This is a genomic window from Bifidobacterium apri (assembly GCF_009299485.1).
In the GTDB taxonomy this organism is placed as follows: Bacteria; Actinomycetota; Actinomycetes; order Actinomycetales; family Bifidobacteriaceae; genus Bifidobacterium; species Bifidobacterium apri.
The window spans coordinates 236,578-258,708 of the sequence record NZ_WBSO01000001.1; the positions used below are offsets into that span (position 1 = coordinate 236,578).

Sequence of the window (22,131 nt, forward strand, 5' to 3'; positions counted from 1 at the left end):
CACCGGTCACAGTGCGATGATTGGAGGGGCTGGTCATGAGTGCTCTTGGGCTTCGCGCGTCGCATCGTCATGGACGTCATGCCGCCGACAGGGCATGTCGACGGCTGACCCGATTGAGCAACTGTGGTCATTCGTCGCTGCAGCTGGCAACGCCGATGCCGTCGTGTTCGATACAGAGACCACCGGCATCGGCGACGACGCCCGCATCATCGAAATCGGGGCGCTGCTGATCGGCGACGACGCCCCAATCTACGAGTACGACCAGCTGATCCAGCCTCCCACCAGACTGCCCGCAGGCATCACGGAACTGACCGGCATCACCGAGTCCGATCTCGCCGACCAACCTGACGCCGGATTCGTCATTCCCCAGTTCCTGACCGCAATCCGCCCGTTGCTGCTTATCGGACATAACGTATCGTTCGATATCAGGATGCTGAATGTCGAGGGCGGTCTGCTGGGCTGCCGCGAAGTTTCCAACGATTCTCTCGATACGATGACCATGTCCCGCCGCATGTTCCCCAACGCTCCCAGCTGCTCGTTGCAAGAAGTAATGCGACTGCTCGATATCAATGAAATCGAAGAGCATCGTGCAATCTCGGATGCCCGGCAGACATGGCAGTGTTTGCAGCAGCTTAAACACATGAAAGATCCGGTGGTGCTGCCCGACGATGAAGTCGAAGAGTCGCGCCGTCGTCATGCCATGACAAAGCGACGCCGCACCAACGCCTATATGCGCAGCTCGTACCTAAGCAACCGGAACACCACTCCGGTCAACGCGAAGCCTGACGGCATGGTAATCGACCAGTTTGTGAGCGGTGTCACCGTTTCCGGTGACACCGTGCATCAGGACGTGCTCAGCCGATACGGGTATGACGCGTGGCTGTGGGTGACAGTCAGCCATGGCATCATCGAATCCGGCAAGAACACCGGGCATCCGACGTTGTGCGTTGCCCTTGACGGTGTTGAAATCGGACGAATCCCCGCGCTCCAAGAAGAACGTCACCGCGGTCAAGTTCCACCTGAAGGCGCAGTGATGGTGGCACACATCCCCAATTCGAAGGCCGACCGGGAAAGCGGCATATACCGTCTTCGGCTCCAGATGCCCGCTGAAAACAGTCGGGAGGACTGAACCGGTCCGGCTGGCGGTCTGGCTGGTCTGAACATACTGGCTGGCTGAACTTGCTGTATTTGCCGAATCACCTACCATCGAATCGGTGGATTGCGTATGCCAATCCATGCGCAGCCGTCTGTCCATTGCGCATGCCGCATCAATCTGGTGTACCGATGAGCAAGCCGCGTATGGCTTCACATACACAACGTGCCATATCCTCACAAAACCAGTATCTCCGACAAGAGTAATGGCAAGTTGCGTATGTCGCCGCATACGAGACTCGTGACATGCTCGTTAGATCAGCCCGCACATGTCGTCAAACGGTACGTTGCGTATGTCGCCGCATACACAACCCGCCATATCCTCACAAAACCGGCCTGCCTCCTAGGATTACGGCACATCCTGTATGCCGCCACATACGCAAGCCCGCACAAGCCAGCAACTCCCACGGAACCGGTATGAACCACATCAACGCTCGAACCAACGCGCACGCATCACCAGCCGCCAAGCCCACGCCTACTTGATGATCGGCCGCAACGGCGCCGACACATCCACGGAATGCTTGTCGCCGATCACATTCGGGTCGTTGATGATCTTGTCAACAACAGCCTTCTTGAGCTTCATCTGCGAGGCGTTCCCCCAGATGATCGTGTAGTTGCCGTTGTCCAGTTCAGTGGTGATGGAATCCTGCGTCTGCGCGGTGACTTTACTCACCCGCGCCCGCATTGTGTCAGACAGCGAGTCCACGACCTTCACCGCCGTCACCACGGACCGGCTCTTCAGACTTTTGGCGACATCATTCACTTCAATCACAGGAATCCCGGCAGTTGAGGCGTTCTTCACGGAGTTCAGCACGCGCCCTTTGCCATCGACCGCGGTGAGTGCCCCATCGGGGGTTTTCAGCATGGCCGCCGGTTCTTGCGCACGAATGGTGACTTGCATGCCGTTCGGGTATTGTTTCGTCGCTGTCGCCTTGCTGACCCCGGGAATCGCGGCGAGCTGCGTTTCGATATCATGCGATGACACCAACAACAAGGATTTTCCCGCCTCGGCCGATGCGATGGACTCCACTTTGCTGCTGCTGACCCACTCGTTGGCGCCGGTGACGGTGATCTGCGCGGCATCAAGCCGAAGCAACGGCGAGAAGAACAGCGCCCACACGATACCCACTACGGCGGCGATGGAGATAATCGTTATCGCCACGCGCTTGACGACCATCAGCGTGTTGGCATGCTGCCGTTCCTTGACACGCTCGTTGAAATCCACGACTTTCGGCCGTGCGGCGACGCCTAACGGCCCGGTGCTTTCGTTCAGCGTTTTGGCGACCAGATCTTCGCTTTGCAACGCTCTGGCATCCACGAATCCGGTCGCTTTTGACACGGCGGCCGCGGATGCGCCGCTGCCGCCGGAGACGCTCTTGCCGCTTTCGGCAACGCCGGTAGAATCGGAGGCTCTCCCCTGTTCACTGCCGCTGACCGATTTGTTCAGCTTGTTGTATTTCGCCGAGCTTGCCACACGGGCTTGTTTCGGGCTTTTGCCTTTCCCTGCGACGATGTCCTTGCGCGCTTTCCGGGACACTATTGCACGCAAAGACCGCTTGCGACTGCTCTTGTCGTTCTTGTCTAACTCTGCAGCGCTGTCGGTATTGTCCAATGATGATGTGGTTCGCGTGGGTACGGTGGCGTGTCCGGATGCGGCGGAACGCCCCGACGGCCCGCGATCTGACGCGGCACGGCCTGAAGCCGCCCGGCGTGACACCGGTTTGGACGAGGTCGCATCCCTGGAACCTCCGGATGACACGCCAGGAATGGCCGTGCTTGGCACACCTCGGGATTTCCTGGCAACGCGCGGAAATGTACCGCTCGACGATATCCGGCTGTCTTGTGACGCCTTGTCCATCGACACTTTGTTCCCTGATGCCGCACTCCCCGACACCGTCCTTGATGTTGCTCCGCCTGCCACGGATGCGGTATCGCCGACGCCGTGTTCGGCGCGCCCCGCAACAGAACGCGCAGAACGCGGCTTGTGCCCATTGCGTTGGCTGTCCTGATGCCCGCTCTGGCGATCGTTTTGATGCCCGCTCTGGGAACCGCTCTGGCGAAGCCGCCCGTCTCTCGACGACTTGTCCGACGACCCGTCGCCAGCTCCGCTTCGTGCCACGCGTCCCGGCATGTCAGTCCCCGCAGTTCTCGCGATGCGCCTCAAGCGCATGCAACAGCACCGGCCCCATGGCGGTGATATCGCCTGCACCAACGGTGAACACCACATCCCCGTGATGCGCACGCATCGCCATCATCAGGGCGGCGGTATGCATATCGTCAACCGCACGAATCCAATCCTGCGGCTGATGCTCAATACCTTTCGCAGCATCGACGATGGTCTGCGCGGTGATATCTGGGAAGTCCTCCTGCTTCTCCCGCGCCGGGTAAATGCCGGTCACGATCACATCGTCGGCGAGAGCCAATGCTTCGGCGAACTCGCGTGCGAAGAATTTCGTGCGCGAGAACAGATGCGGTTGGAACAGCACGCGGATGGCGGCGTGCGGGTAGCGACGGCGTGCCGCGTTGAGCAGTGCGGTGATTTCGGTGGGGTGATGCGCGTAATCGTCGACGACGGTGACTTGTTTTTCGCATCCTCGCACCTGGAAACGGCGGGAGGCTCCGAGGAAGCTGCCTGCGGCCTGTGCCGCGGCGTCTGGATCCATACCCAGCAGGGTGGCGGTGATGATTGCGGCGGTCGCGTTGCGCGCGTTGTGGATGCCCGGGATTTTCAAGCTGACGGGGATGGCGTGCGCTTCGCCGGTGAGTGCCGCGGGCATGTCGATGGTGAACCGTTCTTCCCCATCGCCGGCGTGTTCGCTTTCGGATGTGATGGTGACGATGGCTGCGTCTGAAGCTTGGGCGACGGCGTCAAGGATCATTTGCGGGCTGTGCGTGGTGTAGATGACCGTGCGACGCATGACGGCGTCGTCGAGGCCGCGCAGGACATCGAGCGCGCCCGGATCATCGGCGGTCATGACAATGTGGCCGCGCGCGTGCGACGCGTAGGAGACGAATGCTCCGCAATAGTGGTCGGCGGTGCCGTAGTGGTCCAGATGGTCGGCTTCGGCATTGGTGATGATGGCGATGTATGGCCGGTATTTGCCGAAACTTCCGTCGGATTCGTCGGCTTCGGCGACGAGGATACGTCCGGTTCCGGCGTGTCCGCCGTCGAGGGTTTGGCCGTCCGGTCCTTGGATGGTTCCGCCGATTGCGTAGCTGGGGTCTGCCAGCTCGCCGATGCCGGCGTGGACGAGGATATGCGACAGCAGTGAGCTGGTCGTGGTTTTGCCGTGCGCTCCGGCGACGGCGACCGCATCATGATGATTCATGAGCAGCGCGAGGATGTCGCTGCGATGCACGATATGCGCGCCTTGTTCCGCTGCTGCCACGATTTCCGGATTATCCGGCTTGATGGCGCTGGAATACACCACGGTTGACGCGCCGCGCACGTTGTCTGCCTGTTGGCCGATGGCGACCTGGATGCCGAGGGCTTCAAGACGTTCGGTTTTCGCGTTGCGTTCCCTGTCCGAGCCGGTGACGTTGACCCCCTGCTCGTGCAGCATTTCGGCGAGGACGCTCATGCCCGCCCCTCCGATGCCGATGAAGTGGGTGGTTCCCAAATCGCTGATGTGCTGGTCTTCGTTGAAGGCCGCGACGGTTGGGTCAAGCACGATGGGCTCTGTATTCATGATGGAAGGCACTGCTTTCTCTTGGTTGCTGTCCCTATTATGGCATGATATCGGCACGGTGCACGATACCGGCATGACGCTGGCATGGTGGCTCGTTCGCCGTCTGGGATCCCCGGACCTACCGGCGTGCCGCCGCGAGGCTGAGGATATGCCGGGCCATGATGTCCGCCGCGTCACGAATGCCGTACTGCCACGCGTGGTCGCCGAGTTCATGCAACCGTTGCGGATCATCAAGAAGTCCGGCGATATGGCCGCGCACCCACGCGGGCGTGAAATCGCTGTCAGCGACCATCATGCCGCCATCCGCGTCAACGACCGGCTGCGCGTTGAATCGCTGTTCACCATTGCCGATCGGCAGCGGAACATACACCGCAGGCAGACCGAGCGCGGTCAGCTCGCATACCGTGCCGGCACCCGCCCTGCAGATCACCAGATCAGCGCAAGCGAACGCCAAATCGATACGCTCAAGGTATTGCGCTACATGATAATCGCCTTGCCCGGCGTGCGCGGGGTCAAGATCGTTCAACGCATCCGCCCCTGCTTGGGCTGTCACGTCGGCTTCGACTTGCGTATGCTTGCCTTTGCCGGTCAGGTGGATGATTTGGGCGCGTTGCAACAGGTCGGCGGCGGCTCCAGCGACAGCCTTGTTCAGGCTCAGCGCGCCGAGCGAACCGCCTGTGACGACGACCACCGGGCGGTCGGGATCGATGCCCAGCTGGGCTGCTGCCTGCGCGCGAACGGTCGGGTAATCGGTTCTGATATCTGCCGCCAGCTGTGCGATCGCCGGGCGCAACGGCAGGCCGACCCGCTCGATGACGGTCCCCTTGCCGGGTTTCAGGCCGGTATGTTCGTATGCCGTGCCGATGAAGGACGCCCATTTCGCGCCAAGCTTGTTGGCCATGCCCGCGCGAGCGTTCTGCTCATGAATCACCACGGGGATACCCATCGTATGGGCGACCGAATAGACAGGTGCGGAAGCATACCCGCCGAAACCGACGACGACTTGCGCTTCCCGACGTTCCAGAATCGCACGCACCTTGCGTTTTTCGCGGTTCCACCGCCATGGGAAGGTGATTGCGTCCTTGTTCGGGCGTCGCGGGAACGGGACTTTTTCCACCGTGTCCAACTCGTAGCCCGCCTGCGGAACCAGATCATGTTCCAATCCGACCGCCGTGCCGATGACGCTCAATCCGGCATCGGGTTCAATCCGCCGAATCGCATCCGCGACGGACAGCAACGGGTTCACATGTCCGGCAGTGCCGCCGCCGGCCAATACGATATTCGTCATGCTTTCAGCTCACCTCGTGGGTTGCCTTATGGTCCTGTACTGTGCTGGTTCGATGCCACCTGTTCCACGCCTTTCGCGTGGCGCGGCCATCCCCACTACTCTACCGCTCGGCTTGCCCCGCAATAGATCCGTTTGTCGAACCTATCGAAACCGCGTTCCGAGCAACGGCAACTCGCCGGCGTTCACGAATTGAGCCGGTTGGTCGCCGTAGCGATCTGCGTCTCCTGACGCATCATACTCATCGCCACTCCTGCTGCGGTCAGACACATGATCAGCGATGAACCGCCTGCCGACACGAACGGCATCGGCACGCCCATCACCGGCAGCAGTCCGATGACGACCATGATGTTGACCAGCGCCTGGCCGACGATCCACACCGCGATAGAAATCAGCACGATGGATGTGTACCGGTCTTTTGATTGTAGGGCGATGCATGCCAGGCACCAGCCGATCAGCAGGAACATGAGCACGATGATGATCGCGCCGACGTACCCCAGTTCCTCGCCGATGATCGCGAAAATGAAATCGTTGTGCGCTTCCGGCAGATAGTTCCACTTCTCACGGGAATTACCCAGTCCCACCCCGGCGAAACCGCCTGAGGCGAGCGCGAATTTCGCGTGCACGCTTTGATAGCAGGTCCCCTGCAGCTGGGCGGTGTTGCACTTGGTGTATGCGGAAAGCACACGGTCGAGACGATTCGGGCTTTGAACAACGAGCAGCGCTCCGAGTGCGACGACTGCGGCACCCATGACGCCGAACCATGACATAGGCATGCCGCCCAGCAGCAGAACAACCACACCGATGATCAGGATGATCATGTCGGTGCCCATGTCGCGGCCGAGTATCACCAGCATGCAGCACAACATCAGCATGATGACCGGCAAGGCGTATGGCCAGTGGTCCTTGCCGACGCTGCGTTGGGATGCGATGACGACACCGAGCGGCATCCACAGGCACACCGCGAGTTTCATGAACTCGGCGGGCTGCATCGTGACGATGCCGAGGTTGACCCATCCGGTGTTGCCCTGATAGTTGACGCCAAGCGGGGACATGGTCAGCAGCTGAAACGCCCATGCGATCAGGAGGATGATGCCGGAAAACCTGCGGTATGCCGGCGCTTTGACGCGGGATGCCCCAAAGCAGAGCACCAGGCCGATCAGGCAGAATTTACCTTGGGTGAAGGCTTGGGACCATGGGCTTTTGCCGCTTGAGATATTGCTGATCGCCGAGCTGGAGAACACCATGACCGCACCGAGGAAGGTGAGGAACAACACCGCTCCGATGAAGCCGTGATAGCACCACAGGGGGCTTTTGAGCATATGGATTCCACGCGCATCCCCCGTGGTGGCCGGATTGATGACCGGCTTGATGTCCGGAATGGTTTTTTCCATCGCCATGATGCGTTTCGGGGACATGCCGTCTTTGAATTGTTCCCACAGGCGTGCAAGCCTGCCTTGGGGTACAGGCGGTTCGGCTTCGGCGGCTGGAATGGCGCGCCTGCTCCGCGCTCCCCCGGTTTTCTTGTAGGCGCTTGGCGTGCCGCCCGCTTCGGCAGGCCGGCGAGAGCGCCGGGACGGCGGCTGAACGGGTTGCGACCCGGTCGGCGTGAGAATGTCGAAATCCTCGGCGCCACGGGCTTCGTCCCGCCGCTGCCTTGGAAACACGGTCGAGTGGGCTGTGCGCGCTCTGCGTTCGCCGCGTCGCTTCGGTTCAGTGCTCGCCATGCGAATCAACCCACTGTTGCGCCGACCGCGCGAACTGGTCGCCACGGTCTGCATACGAGCGGAACTGGTCCATGGAAGCGCATGCCGGCGCCATGAGCACGATGTCACCCGCCTTGGCATACCTTCCCGCGGCTTCGACGGCGCGCTGCATCACCGTGGACGCGTCGGCCGGATCAATGACAGTGACGGGAATGTCGGGCGCGGACACCTTGAACGCGTCAATCATCGGCTCCTGGTCAACGCCGATGATCACCGCGGCCTTGATGGTCTTGGCTTGGTCGCGCACCAATTGTTCGAACCGAGCGCCTTTGGCCAGGCCGCCGGCGATCCACACCACGGATTTCGGGGCGAAACTGGACAGGGATGCGTGCGCGGCATGCGCGTTCGTGGCCTTGGAATCATCCACGAACCGGATGTCGCCAGTTTCCAGATGCGCGGTCGCGACGGTCTGGATTCGATGCCCTCCGGGAGCGAAGGCGCGCAGCGCGTCCAAGGATGTGCGCAAGTCAGCCCCCGCACCGAGCACGAGCGCGATCGCGGTCAACGCGTCGGCAAGCAGATGCGGGTAAACCGTGCCGTCAGGTTCGCACAAGTGACTGAAATCGGTGATTTTCGCCACACGTTGCGCGGTGCCCGGCTGTCCGCCGGCGATACCGCTACGGTCGACGATCCACCCCTCATCGACGCCGATCTGCCCGTCATCAGGCGCGTGCAGCGTAAAACCGATGCTGCGGCAACCCGGCGCGGTGTGGGCGGCATGAGCCAACGCGGTCACCCGGGCGTCGTCGGCATTGTAGACCAGCGCGCGTTGAGCGCGGTGGAAGACCTTGCTTTTGTCGGCGGCATAGTTGTCGATTCCGCCGTGCCAGTCGAGATGGTCATCGGCGATATTGGTGATGGCCGCACATTCCAGCGCCAGGGAATCCGTGAAATGCAGCTGGAACGAGCTCAATTCGACGCACAAGGCATCATTGTCCGGGTCGACTGCGGCATGCGAGACGGCTTTGCCGATATTGCCGACCGCCGGGGCGTTGAGCCCGCACGCGGTGAGCATGGCGGAAGTCATTTCGGTGGTCGAGGTTTTGCCGTTGGTTCCGGTGATGCCGATCCACGGTGCCGGGCTGCCCGTGCGGCGGGAATCCACCCGCAGCCTCCAGGCAAGCTCGACTTCGGAGCATACGGGAATGCCTCGGCGCTGCGCCTCGAGAATGAACGGGGTCCTGGGCGTGAACACCGGCGATGTCATCACCAGGTCAATCCGATCCCAATCGATATCGTCGAAGGAATGCAGATCGGCTTCAGGTTTGCGCTCGTCGACGCTGATCACGTCTTTGGCGCGCCCCTTGAGCACCTCGACCATGCTGCGGCCGGATACGCCAAGCCCTGCGACCAGAACCGTCATATCGGCGATCGTTGTGCCGCCGTTGCTTGTCCCGACGTTTCGTTCGTCGTTCATGTCATCTCTTTTCCGCGCTTGCGCGCAATCCGCAGGTTTTCGACACGACCGTAACGCCTTCCGGTTACGGAATGCGTGTTACAGCAACAATCCGGAACGGGTCACCCAATCGCCGTAGAAGATCATGACCGCAGCCAAGGTGAACAGCAGTTCGATCATCCAGAACCGGACGACAACCTTGCCTTCGCTCCATCCGAGCAGTTCGAAATGATGATGGATCGGCGCCATTTTGAACACGCGCTTGTGAGTGAGTTTGAAGCAGCTGACCTGGATGACGTCGGACATGACTTCGATGACGAACAAGCCGCCCAAGATGATGGCAAGGAACTCCGTATGCGTGGCGATGGACAGTGCGGAGAACAGGCCGCCCAAGGCGAGGGATCCGGTGTCTCCCATGAAAATCGTCGCAGGGTTGGAGTTGTACCACAGGAAACCGAAGCAGGCGACCGCCGCGCACACCGCGATGATGGACAGGTCAAGCGGGTCGGATACCGCATACGCGTAGCCTTCATGCCCGGTACCCTTGAGGTGGTAGCACTCCCAGTAGGCGATGATCGCGTAGCCGGCGAAGGCGATCATCGATGAGCCTGACGCCAACCCGTCAAGACCGTCGGTCAGGTTCACGGCGTTCGTCCATGCCGTCATCAGGAAGTTCACCCAGATGATGAACAGAATCATCGCACCGACCTTGCCGGCGGATTCAAAATTCCAAAACGGCTTCTCGATGAAACTCATACCCGCCTGTGCGCTTGGGAACCCCGACTTCGTGGGGATGATCAGCGCAAGCACCGCGTAGCAGGTCGCGAAAATGAACTGGCCGATGAACTTGGCGTGCACCGACAACCCCAGATTCTGCTTCTTGCGGACCTTCGCAAAATCGTCAATGAACCCGAGCAAGCCCATCGAGATCATGGCGAACAGCACCAGCGCCGCCGACCATGAGGGCACCGAGCCGCCCGTGCAGAACCGGTACACCGCGGAGGCGCCCCACCCCAGCACAATCGCCAGCACGATGATCAAGCCGCCCATCGTAGGCGTGCCGCGTTTGATCTGATGCGATTTTGGACCATCCTGACGGATGTACTGGCCATAATGCAGCTTGTGCACGATGTCGATCAGCACTGGAGTGCCGAAAAACACGACCAGCAGCGAGACCACGATGCCGATGATAAGCGAAATCACTGTCTACTCCACTTCTTGCACGGCTCACAGAGCCTTGTCAGACCAACGTTCAGCCAATGCGCTCAGCCCGGAAACATGCGACCCCTTGAGCAGCACCACCGTATCGGTATGATGCGCCGCAGCGGACATGACAAGGCGGTCGGCCTCAGCTGTGTCATGCACCCAGTGTATCGGGACGTCGGCACGTGCGGCGGCGTCGAGATACTCCCGCGCACCTTGGGACATGGCTTCGGCGAGCGCGTCGAAATGCTTGTCTTCGACGTTGCCGACCGCAATCAGCTCATCGACACCATGAGCGAGGGCGTATTCGCCGATCAGGCGATGTTGTTCGCGTTCGCTGTCGCCCAGTTCGAGCATCGCCCCGAGCACGGCGATCCGGTATGGCTGTGTGGTCTCCTTCGCATGCCATGCGGCCAAGCCGTCGAGACCTGCTTTCATGGAATCCGGGTTCGCGTTGAAGGAGTCGTCGATCAGCGTGAACGACACGTCCCCGCGGCGCACGGTCGAGACGGCCATGCGGTGCGCGCTGATATGGTGCACGTCGCCGAGCACTTCCGCCACGCGTTCCAACGGCATACCGCACCGGCGGGCCACGGTCGCGGCGGCGAGCGCGTTGACGACGTTGTGTCTGCCTCCGATACCGAGCGTCACCGGGGCGGTCGACCCATCGGCATCCACCAGGGCGAACGACGGATGGCCCAGATCGTCAAGATTCACGTCGCGGGCGGTGACTTTCGGGGCGGAAGAATCGGGCCGGATGTCATCGACGCCGAACCACAGCACGTCCCCCGGCGCGATCGCCTGCATGGCGGCGACATGCACGTCCCCGGCGTTGAGCACTGCCGTGCCTGAAGGCACCAAGCCGCGCACGATCTCGCTTTTGGCTTGAGCGATGCGTTCCGGCGAGCCGAATTCGCCGAGATGGGCGACGCCGACCTTAAGGACGACCGCGATATCAGGCGGTGCGATTGTGGTCAGATGCGCGATCTCACCCACATGGTTGGCGCCCATTTCGGCGACCAGGAACCGGGTTGTCTTGCCGACTTTGAGGGCGGTCAGGGGCAGGCCGATTTCGTTATTGAACGATCCGACCGGGGCGACTGTCTGCCCCATGTCTTCCAGCAATGCGTGCAGCAGATCCTTGGTGGTGGTTTTGCCTACCGAACCGGTGATGCCCACGATGGTGAAATCGCCTTCGGCTTTCCGCCGGGCTGCGAGATTATAGGCTGCGAGCCGTCCCAGCGCCTCCACGCAATCGTGAACGACGACCTGGGCGACGGGCGCATCCACCTCATGCTGGACGATGGCGACCGCGGCACCGCTCTGGGCGGCTTTCCCCACGAAATCATGACCGTCCACATGTTCACCGGGAATCGCCACGAATACGGATTCCGCACGCACCTGCCGTGAATCGCTGACCACTGACGGCTCGAACTGCCCTTGTGGCGCCTGCACGTGATCGGGAATCACCAGTGTGCCGTCCACAGCGTGGGCGATCTGTTCAAGGGTTACCGGCATCATGCCCGTCTCCTGTGTCATTTCCGTTCCTTCCTGCTCGTCTGTCTGCTGCTCATCGTTCTGCTTCGCTGTCCGATGTTGCATTCCTTGCGAATCCGCTGTGTCACGCATCGCCATCCCAAACCGCCGAAACGTTGAACCATATGGATGCCGCTTGCCTTTCGGAAGCCGACGGCTCTCGCCACCGGTACCGCTCTGCCGCGCTCACTGCATTTCGCTCGATACGCGCAACGCGTTGCGGATATTGGATTTGCGCACGCCAGCCGCCATGACCATCGCGATAGACAAGCTCAGCCGCGATACATCGCCGACACCCGCCGACCCGTCCATCGCTTCAGCGGCGATGTCATCGGTTTCGGCATCACGCTGATAAATCATCTGATTGTTGCTTTCAAGAGAGAAGCCGTACCGTTGCGTCCATTCAGCCAACGTGGCCTTGAGCGCAAACGGCGTCAGCGCATCACAACTGCCTGCGACGTCAACGGTCGCGCCCTCCAGCGCATGATCCGCCAACGTACCGGGATCGAGGGCGATGATAATCGCAGAGGCGCCATCTTCAGCGCATACCGCCATCACATGCTGGATGTCATAGACGTCAAGCGGGTATGACAGGTTGAGCTGCCGTTCCAGCGATGACGAACCGGCGGCATTGACCTGCCCGACCGGATTGCCAAGCATGTGCAGGAACGAAGCCAGACGGATGGCTGTAGCCTGGACCTCATCGCCGTCATGCCCGCCGACTACGAACACCGCCAGCGCGCGGGAGGGCTCCCCCGCCATCGTCGCTGCAAGCGCGCCCACCTGCTCGGGCGTGGGCTGCGCGATAATCACCGGGTATCCGGCCTGTCGCGCCACCGGTTCGCTCGAATGGGGCACCATCGCAGCATACGCACCGCGAGAGTGGGCAATGCGCAAGGTTTCCGCATCCACGTCCTGCAACGGGGTGAACAGCGAGCCAGGCATAATCGCATCAAGATCACTGCTGATCGATGTGATGGTTACCCCTCCGGCGAATTGGGGAACGAGCTCGAAACCGTACCGAGAGCAAATATCACCCAGCGTCATCCGCCGTCCCACGGCCTCAGTCACCACGCTCATCAGACGCCCCTTTCTTGTTGTGCAAGCCCTACTGTCTCCACAGTATGCGCGCCCGCGAAAACCGCACCAAGCTGCGATGCGGCCGACATCCAAGCCGGCCTGCGTATGCTGTACGACGCCGGACGTGTCGTATGCTGCGTCATGTCAATCACCACGTCACCGGGATAGCATCGGTGCGCGGCGTGGACGTCGGCACCTGATACTTCTGCATAAGGAATTCACCGATGGTCTTGAAAATCGGGCCTGCCGTCAAACCACCATAGGTGCCGTCCGGATCCTTGAGAATGACCGTAACCACGAAACGCGGATTGTCCGCCGGAAGCACGCCAACCCAGTCCGCCACAATCGACGTGAGCGAACCGTTGGCGCCTGCGACCTGCGCGGTACCGGTTTTCGCCGCGATACGGTATCCGCTGATGCCCGCCTGCGCCTGGTAGTATTCGCCGACCGATTCCATGGCGTTCAGCATCTGGCTCGCCACGGATTCATCGACGACGCGAGACGCTTCGCCGCGCTTCGGGGTTGTGGTGCGCCCTTCGGCGTCAGTCACGGATTTGACGATGTACTGCTGGTTCTTCACGCCCTTGTTCGCAATGGTGGCGATCGCGTTCGTGATTTGCAAGGCGTTGGTCGAATACCCTTGACCGAACAGTACGGTGTTGCGCGTACGGCCGTCCCAGGCGCTCGCACTGCTCAGCGATCCGTTGGATTCCGCCGGCAGATTCAATCCGCTGGCCTGGCCGATGCCGAATTTCTTCAGGAATTCGTACCGTTCCTCGCTGGTGTACTGGTCTGCGGCCATGATCATGCCGACGTTCGAGGACTGTTGCAGAATGCCGGCGAGCGTCCAATTGGTTGTGGCATGCTCGTGTGAATCCTTGTAGGTCTGGCCGTCCACGGTGATGGTGCTCGGCACGCTGAACTTATCGGTCATTTGGTGCAGACCCAGTTGCAGCATGCCGGCCATCGCGAACACTTTGCCGACAGATCCGGGTTCGAATGTCTCTGCAACCGCGCGGGAAGCGTTTTGCATCGCTTCCGTGCTGCCTGCCTTGATCTGGTCCGAATCCTCAAGCGCGATGATCGCGCCGGTCTGCACGTCCTGGACGACAGCGATGCCCCATGCCGCATGGTACTGGTTTACGCCGTCTGTCAGCGCTTTCTTGACGTACCAATCCACGTCGGAGTCGATGGTGAGTTTGACATCCGAACCGTTGACGGCATCCTTGGAATCGATCAGCGTACCCGGGATCATTTCTCCGCCGCCGCCGCTTTGATACGTTTTGTACCCATTGGTTCCGGTCAGGGTCTTGTCTTCCAGCAGTTCGATACCGCTGACGCCCTTTCCTGTGCCGTCGACACCGCCCAACAGCGCGCCCAGGAGCGTGCCGTTGGAATACTCGCGGATGCTGGACAGTTTCGTGATGACGTACCCGCCGATGTTGAGTTTGTCGATTTTGCGCTTGACTGCCGGGGACACGTTCTTCTTCAGCACCACGTAGTGCGAATTGCCGCTGAGTTCAGCGCCCAGGGTTTTCGCGTCCACGTCGATCACGCTGGCCAGCAACCGGGCGACCGCCGCAGCACCGGTCGTGCCCACGGGTTTGCCGTTGATGGAATGGCAAGCGGTTTTGTTGTTGGCAGTGCAGTTCACCGGTTTGAAGGATTGCGCCAACAGCGGGTCGCCGATGACATTGTATCGTTCGACGCTTTGTGCGAGCACTGTGCCGTTGGTATCCTCGATCTTGCCGCGGTTGCCTTGAACCGTCGCCGTTGCGGTTCGGGTCTTCTCGGCCGCCGAGGCGAGGCTTTTGTCATTGATCAGCTGCAGGCTTGTCAACTGGCAGACGCACGACGCGGACAGTATGGCGAATGCAAGCAGCACGAGCAGGCAACGCCTGCCGAACTGTCCCAGCGCATTCCAGAGTCGTCTGATGCTTCGCATGTCACTTGCTCCCGTCGCTCGGTTGGTAGCCGTTCAAATCGATGGTGACGGAATCCTGCTGCGGAACCATGCCCATATCCTGCGCTTTCTGTGGCAAGGACGCCTGCAATGAGTCGAGTTTGGTCTGATCTGTCTGAATGTCCTGTTGAAGCTGCTCGATCTGCTGTTCAGTCTGCTTGGCTTCGAACGAGTTCTCCGCCATCTGTGTGCGCAACGTCAGCGACCCCACCATCGTCGCCGCCAAGAACACGAAGGCGATGATGACTTGAATGACCGGAGCGGTATGCGAGCGCGTCCATTCGATGAAACTGCGGAAACGATCCTGCGAGGATACGGCGCCGGCCTGCTCATTCTTGACCAGATGCAGCGCGGGACGCTCAGGTGCCCGACGCATCTCGTGTTGACGCTCGGGATGGCTGGCGGGAGACGCCTGCGAACGGATTCTACGGGCGGAAGCTGCCATCATCCCCTCCTCGATCCATGATCACGCCGTGCCCCTTTCGCATGGCTTTGATAACCGGTATGGCCGGAACGCCCGGGATGGGCAGAACGTGCTGCGCGGGAGGAACCGTCATGCGCATCGACGTGGCCATGTGCGGCCCGCCGGTCACGGCCACCGCCTTCGACGGTCATCTGGTCGAAGCGTTCACGCCAGCGTTCGGGAAGTTCCCGGTTCAATTCGACCGCGCGCAACCGTACCGACGCAGAGCGCGGATTCTCGGCGATCTGCCGGTCATCGGCCATGACAGCGCCTCGGGTCAGCGCGGTGAAGAACGGCTGTGCATCGTCGGGAATGACGGGCAATCCTGCGGGGACATCCGCCTCAAGGCCATGGCGCATGAAGGATTTGACGGTCTTGTCTTCCAATGAATGGTAGGACTCAACCACCAGACGGCCGCCGACCGCAAGATGATTCGCGGCTTGCGGGAGTGTGTGGGCGAGTTTGTCCAGTTCGCCGTTGACTTCGATGCGCAACGCTTGGAACACCCGCTTCGCCGGATTGCCAGCCGGGCGGTGCGCTTTGGGAACGACACGGTCGACCAGACGGTTCAGCTGGCCGGATGTCGTCAGCGGCTCCTGCCCACGTTCCTGCACGATGGCGTGGGCGATCTGGCGAGCGAAACGCTCCTCACCGTACGTTTTGAAGATGTGGACCAGATCGCGCTCATCGTATTGTGCAAGCACTTGGGCCGCGGTGAGATCCTGCGTGATGTCCATACGCATGTCCAGCGGAGCGTCATGGGAATACGAGAAGCCGCGATCCGTCTCGTCGATCTGCAAGCTGGAAAGCCCCAAATCCATGAAAACCGCTTGAACCGTGTGCACGCCGAGATCGTCGAGGACCTGGTTGAATTCATCGAACGCCGCATGAACCGGAGTGAACCGGTCGTCCAAACCTTCCTGGCGCATCCGTTGTGTGGCGAGCGACAGCGCTTCGCTGTCACGGTCGATGCCGATCAGACGGGCTTCGGGGGCGGCTTTGAGGAAGGCGCACGCGTGGCCTGCCAAGCCCAAGGTGCAATCGACGACAATGCTGCCGGGGCGTGCGAGCGCCGGGGCGACAAGTCTCACACACTCCTCGAGCAGAACCGGCTGGTGGATTTGAGAGAAATCTGTCATCGCTGATCACCATTCCACGGTCGGCAGTACGTCATCGGCAATATCGGAGTATCCCTGCTCGTTGTCGGCAAGATACTGTTCCCAAGCCTGCTTATCCCAGATTTCAGCGCGCGTGCCCACGCCGATCACGACGATATCGCTGCCGAGCTTGGCATAATCGCGCAGCATTTGCGGCACCAGCACCCTGCCCTGCTTGTCGGGAGTCTGGTCGACGGCGCCGGACAGCAGGACGCGCAGATACTCGCGCGCCGCCTTGTTGCCCAGCGACGTGTGTTGGATTTGCATGGCGACCCGGCGGAATTCAGCCTGCGGGAACAGGTACACGCAACGCTCCTGACCGCGGGCCATGATCAGTCCGGGGCCGAGTTGGGTGCGGAACTTTGCCGGCAGCGCCATGCGGCCTTTCGCGTCAATTTTCGGGGTGTACGTGCCCAAGAGCATGACTTCGCCGCCATCCGCCGGCATGGTCGGGGGCATGGACTGCGGCTGCGGCATGACGGTCTGTTGCATCCCGGTCTGTTGCATCCCGGTCTGCGACTGCTGGAGGTACATACCCTGCGACTGCTGGGCTGCAACGGACTGGGGCGTTACGGCCTGCTGCGATGCGACCGGCTGGCCTGCCATGGTCTGTGGCATGGCGGCGTACTGCTGCGGCTGCTGTGGCGACTGCGGCTGCTGCTGAACGTAGGATGCGGGAACTTGGGCAGCGGCGTACTGATACGGCTGGGCTACCGCCTGTGGCTGGGACGGCATCACCGCGTATGGGGGCACCTGCTGATAGCCCTGTGCCTGATATGCCTGTGCGGAAGGCTGCTGCATCGCAGTCTGTGGCTGGGCTTGTTGGAGGAATGATGCCGCGGCTGGAGTTTGGGCTTGGACTTGGGGTGCGGAATAACCGTTGGCGCCGACGGCATCGTTGACACCATTGGCGCCATTGGTTCCATTGGCGCCGTTGACGGATTGCGGCCAGTCCGAGGACGGCTGCGGGTTGGGCGATGCTTGGCCGAGTGGCGGGATGTGGCCGGAGGATTGGGATTCAGAGGGGGTCACAGGCTGATCGTCATCGTGTTGTTCTGCCATTGCGCCCACCTCCTTTTGATCATGTTGAATCGCATCGCCACAGCTGACTCACCACTTTACCCCACAATTCCCCAATCTTCCCCATCACGACACAAAAAACTCACGATATTGTGCCTAAACCGTTGGCATCGCTCAAAAACCGGTTCGACACAGGCGTTTCGCACACAATCCAAGTCGCATTGCATCCGATTGGACCGCGCTTTTTCAATGGCTCCTCGCACAAATCCCATATCCGAGGTGATTGCAGTGTCATTTTTCATGATTTCCCCGAGATAAATCTTCGTTTATGGTGCACAGATGGTGAATCATCCCTAAAATTGACATGATTCGCGATCATTTCGCACTGTGTACGGCACACGAGAGTCGGCTCACAACGCGCACACGGTAGGCGTGACGCTCGAAAGACGGCACCCTTGCAGAAGGACGGACAGTTCGCCGTCAGACCGGACCGCCTACACCCGAGCGGCAGCCCACACGGCAACACCACACGCCCGACCCACACGACGCTTCCAACCCGCATAGCCGCCCCACCCGCTCGGCTGCCACACACACCACGGACCACAGACCGTCCGACGCCGCCATCCTGTACGACCATCACACCCGCGTAACTGTCCACCTGTACGACCGCCCTACCCTCACCACCACCTGACGAACCAATCCACACAGCGCACCAATCAGTGACCAGTGAAACGTAGAAGCCCCGCGCTACACTGGAATGCCTGAATTGCAGCACCTGAAATGCAGAAACGGAACAGCATGACGACATACTCCTCCCAGCTTCACGAGGAACAACAAGCGGTGACCCACGCCTATACCCGGCTCGACGCATTGCGCGACCAAGCCCGGCAGCGCCTGGCGAAAGTGCGCGCCGCAGGGTCGCACGGCTCGCCAACCCAACGCACCGAACGCGACTCCTTCGCCACCATGTACGAGGATCGGCTGATGCAGCTGCGCGCAGTCGAAGATCGTCTCGTATTCGGTCGTCTCGACGACGTCCACGGCAAACGCCGGTACATCGGCAGAATCGGCTTATCCAGCGCCGAGCATGAGCCCATCCTCACCGACTGGCGTGCCGATGCCGCCCGCCCCTTCTACGAGGCGACCCCATCGCATCATGGCGATATCGTCATGCGACGCCATATCACACTTCACTTCCGCGAAGTCGTCGGAGTCGAAGACGAGGTACTCGACGTGCATTCCGACCAGGTCGGCAAAGCATCCGACGCAGGCACACTCACCGGAGAAGGAGCGTTGCTCGCGTCGCTCAATTCGAAGCGCACCGGCAAAATGACCGATATCGTCGCCACCATCCAAGCGGAACAGGATCGCATCATCCGCGCTCCCCTCGACCGTGTCGTCATCGTCCAAGGCGGGCCCGGAACCGGCAAAACCGCGGTCGCACTGCACCGCGCTGCCTATTTGCTGTACACGCATCGCCGCAAACTCGCCAATTCCGGTGTTCTGGTGATCGGCCCCAGCACCAGCTTCCTGCATTACATCGATCAGGTGCTTCCCTCACTCGGCGAGACCGGTGTGGTCAGCCGCACCATCGCCGACCTCATCCCCGGTGTCGTCGCAACGCATGAAGACAGCGCGAGGGCGGCCATGCTCAAAGGCGATTATCGTATGCGCCATGCAATCGAACATGCGGTCGCCGCGCGCGAACGCGTACCGCAACGATTGCCGGTCATCACCCTCAACGGCTTCAAGGTGCCCATGCTCCGCACGGACTTCGAACAGGCGATCGGCGATGCGAAACGCACGCGCCAGCCGCACAACAAGGCTCGCGAAACCTTCGTGCGCAGCATGCTCAGCGCGTTGCGCAACCGGTATGTCGAACAGCTCGACTATCAGCCGAACCAAGCAGAATTGTCCGATATCGTCTCCCAGTTGCGGATGAACGACCAGGTGCGTATCACCTTGAACAAGGCATGGCTTCCGATGACCGGCGAATGGCTAATCGACCAGATGTTCGCCAAGCCACAACAGCTGCGCGCGTATGCGCCATGGCTTACGGACAGCGACATTCGTATCCTGACCAGGCCAAAAGGCTCGCCGATGACCCGCTCCGACATCCCTCTGCTTGATGAGGCATTGGAACTGCTCGGCCCAGACCCCCGGCAAGCGGCGCGGCAGGCAGCACAAGACGCCAAGCGTGCCGAAGAAGAGCAGTTCGCCAATGACACGCTGGCACAGGCTGGTATCGGCTCGGGCATCGTCACTTCGCAGATGCTGCTCGACAATATCAACGGGGGCGATGACGAGCTCATCGCCCAGCATGCGGCGGCGGACCGCGAATGGACCTACGGGCATATCGTCGTCGACGAGGCGCAGGAGCTGACCGCCATGGAATGGCGTATGCTCATCAGACGGTGCCCGTCACGCTCGTTCACCATCGTCGGTGATGTCGCCCAGACCTCGGCGCTCGGCGGTACGCGCTCTTGGGCGAAGACCATGGATCGTCTGTTCGGCCCGGACCGTTGGGATCTCAACGAACTGACCATCGACTACCGCAATCCGCAGGAAGTTTCTGATCTCGCCTCCGATTTCGCCCAGCGGGAAGGCCTGTACGTTTCGACGGTCAAGGCTGTGCGCCACGTCGATGATTCCGTCCGGCGCATCCTCGTACCCTCAGCCGATGAGCTCAACAGCGAAATCGCCTCGAGAACACTGAGTTTGGTCAAAGAGTTCATCAGCGATGACGGTACCGGACGCATCGCCGTCATCTCCTCTGCTGAGCGGCTTTCCGGTTTGCGATCGGCAGTCGACGACGCGCTGCGCACAGGGCTCCCCAAGGATCGGTACTCACGGCTCGCAGAACAAAACAGCTGGGACCGACAGGTTATGGTGTGCACCACCGAAGAGGTCAAAGGCTTGGAATTCGATGCGGTCATCGTCGCCGAGCCAGGCGAGATCGAACAGAACGCGCCCTCGCGACTGGTCGCAGCCGCGGACCTGTACGTGGCGATGACCCGTCCGACACAGCGTCTGCTTATAGTGCGGACAGAAGATGACGAACGTCAATTGATGATTTAAGGTAGAAGTATGCCCAAAGCATTGTTATTAGAGAATATTCACCCGTTCGCGGCGCAATCGCTGCGAGACCACGGTTTTGAAGTGGAAACGCTCAAGGGCGCCCTCAGCGAGGACGAGCTCATCGACGCGCTCGAAGGTGTTGATCTGCTGGGCATTCGCTCCAAGACGAATGTCACGCGCAAAGTCATCGACGCACGCCCTGATCTGACTGCAATCGGCTGCTTCTGCATCGGCACGAATCAGGTCGATCTCGACTACGCCGGCAAACGCGGCATCGCCGTGTTCAACGCGCCGTATTCGAATACCCGTTCCGTGGTGGAACTGGTCATCTGTGACATCATCTGCCTGATGCGCCGCATCCCTGCACACACGCACCATATGAAGCATGGCGTCTGGGACAAGTCAGCCAGCGGGTCGCACGAAGTGCGCGGCAAGACGCTCGGCATCATCGGCTACGGCAACATCGGGTCGCAACTGTCCGTCCTCGCCGAAGCCATGGGCATGCGCGTCCTGTTCTATGATCTCGAAGAGAAGCTCGCTATGGGCAACGCAAAGCGCATGTCAAGCCTCAACGAGCTGCTCGAACAGTCGGATGCCGTGACGCTGCACGTGGACGGGCGCAAGTCGAACACCGGGTTCTTCGGTGAGGAACAGTTCTCTCACATGAAGCAGGGCGCCATTTTCATCAACCTGTCCCGCGGTTTCGTCGCCGATCTGGATGCGCTCAAGCGCCATCTGGATTCCGGTCATATCTCCGGTGCGGCCGTTGACGTGTTCCCGGTCGAGCCGAAGAAGAGCGGTGACGCGTTCACCACTCCGTTGGCCGACGAGGACAATATGATTCTCACGCCGCATATCGGCGGTTCCACGTTGGAAGCGCAGGAATCGATCGGCCATTTCGTGTCGCAACGACTCGAGGACTATTGGTTCAAGGGTTCTGCCGCACTGTCCGTGAACTTCCCGCAGCTGAACCTCGGCAACAACCGTGGCGTCGCCCGTATCGCGCATCTTCACGCCAACCTGCCGGGTGTGCTGGGCAAGATGAATCATATCCTCGGCGAGGAGAACATCAACATTTCGGCGCAGTCCTTGGGCACCGAAGGCGAATTGGGATATGTGGTCACGGATGTGGCTGAAGTCCCCGACCAGGCGACTATCGACGCGCTCAGCCATATCGAAGGCACGATTCGCATGCGCGTGCTCACCGATGACGACACGGCGAGCGATATCGAACGGTAATCGCTGGTGAGACCGTGGCTGGTGGTCACGGCTTGGAAGGTCTAGGAGATTGGCCCTCACTGTGATTGCAGATCACAGTGAGGGCCAATCGCATATGGGCGTTT

15 protein-coding genes are annotated in these 22,131 nt (G+C 60.8%); 3 read left to right on the forward strand and 12 right to left on the reverse strand.

Going from position 1 to position 22,131, the window contains the following annotated elements; genetic code table 11:
- The first annotated feature begins 94 nt into the window (after window positions 1-94).
- The gene (locus DSM100238_RS00890) at window positions 95-1,129 is read left to right on the forward strand and encodes a 3'-5' exonuclease (RefSeq protein WP_167510956.1); all 1,035 of its coding nucleotides are present in this window, start codon (window positions 95-97) and stop codon (window positions 1,127-1,129) included.
- Window positions 1,130-1,627: 498 nt separating this feature from the next.
- Here the strand turns inward: DSM100238_RS00890 and DSM100238_RS09500 are convergent, their stop codons facing one another.
- The 12 genes from DSM100238_RS09500 to mraZ all read right to left on the reverse strand — a co-directional run bounded on the left by DSM100238_RS09500 (window position 1,628) and on the right by mraZ (window position 17,491).
- Window positions 1,628-2,935 (reverse strand): cell division protein FtsQ/DivIB, encoded by a 1,308-nt coding sequence (locus DSM100238_RS09500; RefSeq protein ID WP_240812260.1) that lies wholly within the window; start codon window positions 2,933-2,935, stop codon window positions 1,628-1,630.
- Window positions 2,936-3,284: 349 nt separating this feature from the next.
- Window positions 3,285-4,841, reverse strand: a complete 1,557-nt coding sequence (gene murC / locus DSM100238_RS00900; protein ID WP_152354858.1) for a UDP-N-acetylmuramate--L-alanine ligase — start codon at window positions 4,839-4,841, stop codon at window positions 3,285-3,287.
- A 118-nt stretch (window positions 4,842-4,959) separates the two neighbouring features.
- The gene (locus DSM100238_RS00905; protein WP_152354859.1) at window positions 4,960-6,129 is read right to left on the reverse strand and encodes a UDP-N-acetylglucosamine--N-acetylmuramyl-(pentapeptide) pyrophosphoryl-undecaprenol N-acetylglucosamine transferase; all 1,170 of its coding nucleotides are present in this window, start codon (window positions 6,127-6,129) and stop codon (window positions 4,960-4,962) included.
- Window positions 6,130-6,311: 182 nt separating this feature from the next.
- Window positions 6,312-7,853 (reverse strand): peptidoglycan glycosyltransferase FtsW, encoded by a 1,542-nt coding sequence (locus tag DSM100238_RS00910; RefSeq protein WP_240812261.1) that lies wholly within the window; start codon window positions 7,851-7,853, stop codon window positions 6,312-6,314.
- Window positions 7,840-9,309, reverse strand: a complete 1,470-nt coding sequence (gene murD, locus DSM100238_RS00915; protein ID WP_152354860.1) for a UDP-N-acetylmuramoyl-L-alanine--D-glutamate ligase — start codon at window positions 9,307-9,309, stop codon at window positions 7,840-7,842. Before murD ends, DSM100238_RS00910 begins: the two co-directional genes overlap by 14 nt.
- Before the next feature lie 78 nt (window positions 9,310-9,387).
- Complete coding sequence (gene mraY / locus DSM100238_RS00920) at window positions 9,388-10,491, reverse strand: phospho-N-acetylmuramoyl-pentapeptide-transferase (RefSeq protein ID WP_152354861.1); 1,104 nt, start codon at window positions 10,489-10,491, stop codon at window positions 9,388-9,390.
- A gap of 24 nt (window positions 10,492-10,515) precedes the next feature.
- The gene (locus DSM100238_RS00925; protein ID WP_152354967.1) at window positions 10,516-12,012 is read right to left on the reverse strand and encodes a UDP-N-acetylmuramoyl-tripeptide--D-alanyl-D-alanine ligase; all 1,497 of its coding nucleotides are present in this window, start codon (window positions 12,010-12,012) and stop codon (window positions 10,516-10,518) included.
- A gap of 201 nt (window positions 12,013-12,213) precedes the next feature.
- Window positions 12,214-13,107 carry a UDP-N-acetylmuramyl peptide synthase gene (locus tag DSM100238_RS00930; protein WP_152354862.1) on the reverse strand — a complete coding sequence of 298 codons (894 nt, stop codon included), beginning with the start codon at window positions 13,105-13,107 and terminating at the stop codon, window positions 12,214-12,216.
- A 148-nt stretch (window positions 13,108-13,255) separates the two neighbouring features.
- Window positions 13,256-15,052, reverse strand: coding sequence for a peptidoglycan D,D-transpeptidase FtsI family protein (locus DSM100238_RS00935; RefSeq protein ID WP_152354863.1), 1,797 nt, complete (start codon window positions 15,050-15,052; stop codon window positions 13,256-13,258).
- 1 nt (window position 15,053) lies between these two features.
- A complete protein-coding gene (ftsL, locus tag DSM100238_RS00940) occupies window positions 15,054-15,518 on the reverse strand; it encodes a cell division protein FtsL (RefSeq protein WP_240812262.1) in 465 nt (154 codons plus the stop codon).
- Window positions 15,515-16,672, reverse strand: coding sequence for a 16S rRNA (cytosine(1402)-N(4))-methyltransferase RsmH (gene rsmH / locus DSM100238_RS00945; RefSeq protein WP_152354864.1), 1,158 nt, complete (start codon window positions 16,670-16,672; stop codon window positions 15,515-15,517). The genes ftsL and rsmH overlap by 4 nt, the downstream gene beginning before the upstream one ends.
- A gap of 6 nt (window positions 16,673-16,678) precedes the next feature.
- Window positions 16,679-17,491: a division/cell wall cluster transcriptional repressor MraZ gene (gene mraZ, locus DSM100238_RS00950; RefSeq protein WP_412160346.1), complete on the reverse strand. Its 813-nt coding sequence runs from the start codon at window positions 17,489-17,491 to the stop codon at window positions 16,679-16,681.
- A 1,017-nt stretch (window positions 17,492-18,508) separates the two neighbouring features.
- Between mraZ and DSM100238_RS00955 the strand changes: the two genes are divergently transcribed.
- Complete coding sequence (locus DSM100238_RS00955) at window positions 18,509-20,788, forward strand: HelD family protein (protein ID WP_152354865.1); 2,280 nt, start codon at window positions 18,509-18,511, stop codon at window positions 20,786-20,788.
- A 9-nt stretch (window positions 20,789-20,797) separates the two neighbouring features.
- Entirely contained in the window at window positions 20,798-22,027 is a 1,230-nt protein-coding gene (gene serA, locus DSM100238_RS00960) for a phosphoglycerate dehydrogenase (protein WP_152354866.1), read from the forward strand.
- The last annotated feature ends 104 nt before the right edge of the window (window positions 22,028-22,131 follow it).

What these genes read in the sequence shown, in the direction of transcription:
- DSM100238_RS00890 (WP_167510956.1), top strand. Translation starts at nt 95, where the DNA reads ATGTCGACGGCTGACCCGATTGAGCAACTGTGGTCATTCGTCGCTGCA.
- murC (WP_152354858.1), bottom strand. Translation starts at nt 4,841, where the DNA reads ATGAATACAGAGCCCATCGTGCTTGACCCAACCGTCGCGGCCTTCAAC.
- DSM100238_RS00905 (WP_152354859.1), bottom strand. Translation starts at nt 6,129, where the DNA reads ATGACGAATATCGTATTGGCCGGCGGCGGCACTGCCGGACATGTGAAC.
- DSM100238_RS00910 (WP_240812261.1), bottom strand. Translation starts at nt 7,853, where the DNA reads ATGGCGAGCACTGAACCGAAGCGACGCGGCGAACGCAGAGCGCGCACA.
- murD (WP_152354860.1), bottom strand. Translation starts at nt 9,309, where the DNA reads ATGAACGACGAACGAAACGTCGGGACAAGCAACGGCGGCACAACGATC.
- DSM100238_RS00925 (WP_152354967.1), bottom strand. Translation starts at nt 12,012, where the DNA reads ATGATGCCGGTAACCCTTGAACAGATCGCCCACGCTGTGGACGGCACA.
- DSM100238_RS00930 (WP_152354862.1), bottom strand. Translation starts at nt 13,107, where the DNA reads ATGAGCGTGGTGACTGAGGCCGTGGGACGGCGGATGACGCTGGGTGAT.
- DSM100238_RS00935 (WP_152354863.1), bottom strand. Translation starts at nt 15,052, where the DNA reads ATGCGAAGCATCAGACGACTCTGGAATGCGCTGGGACAGTTCGGCAGG.
- ftsL (WP_240812262.1), bottom strand. Translation starts at nt 15,518, where the DNA reads ATGATGGCAGCTTCCGCCCGTAGAATCCGTTCGCAGGCGTCTCCCGCC.
- rsmH (WP_152354864.1), bottom strand. Translation starts at nt 16,672, where the DNA reads ATGACAGATTTCTCTCAAATCCACCAGCCGGTTCTGCTCGAGGAGTGT.
- mraZ (WP_412160346.1), bottom strand. Translation starts at nt 17,491, where the DNA reads ATGCAGCAGCCTTCCGCACAGGCATATCAGGCACAGGGCTATCAGCAG.
- DSM100238_RS00955 (WP_152354865.1), top strand. Translation starts at nt 18,509, where the DNA reads ATGACGACATACTCCTCCCAGCTTCACGAGGAACAACAAGCGGTGACC.
- serA (WP_152354866.1), top strand. Translation starts at nt 20,798, where the DNA reads ATGCCCAAAGCATTGTTATTAGAGAATATTCACCCGTTCGCGGCGCAA.